The following is a 303-nucleotide window of genomic DNA, read 5'->3' as shown; positions in this document are numbered from 1 at the left end:
CCGGTGCAGCGGGTCCTCGAGGCCGGGCAATTCGAGGTGCCGGTGTCGGTGGCCGAGGTGGCGGATGTGGAGGCGGCGGTGGCCGCCGCGGCGCGCTACACGTTCGACCTGGCCTCGGAGATCCCGGTGCGGGCGAGTGTGTTCCGCTGCACCGGCCCGGCCGAAGACGACCATACCCGCGACGAGTACGTGCTGCTGCTGCTGATCCACCACATCGCCGGGGACGGATGGTCGCTGGCACCGCTGCTGCGGGATCTGGCCAGCGCCTACACCGCACGCACCCACGACCGCAGCCCGGACTGG

Annotated in this window: 1 protein-coding gene; it reads left to right on the top strand. The window is 72.3% G+C overall.

The features are described 5' to 3' along the window. On the top strand, nt 1–303 hold a 303-nt coding region (locus tag ACX4ZE_RS23310; RefSeq protein WP_480275613.1), incomplete at both ends, for a condensation domain-containing protein.

Source organism: Nocardia sp. TBRC8007 (genome assembly GCF_056629435.1).
Note: the sequence above shows the minus strand (reverse complement) of the source record. Positions and strands in the feature narration are given on the sequence as shown.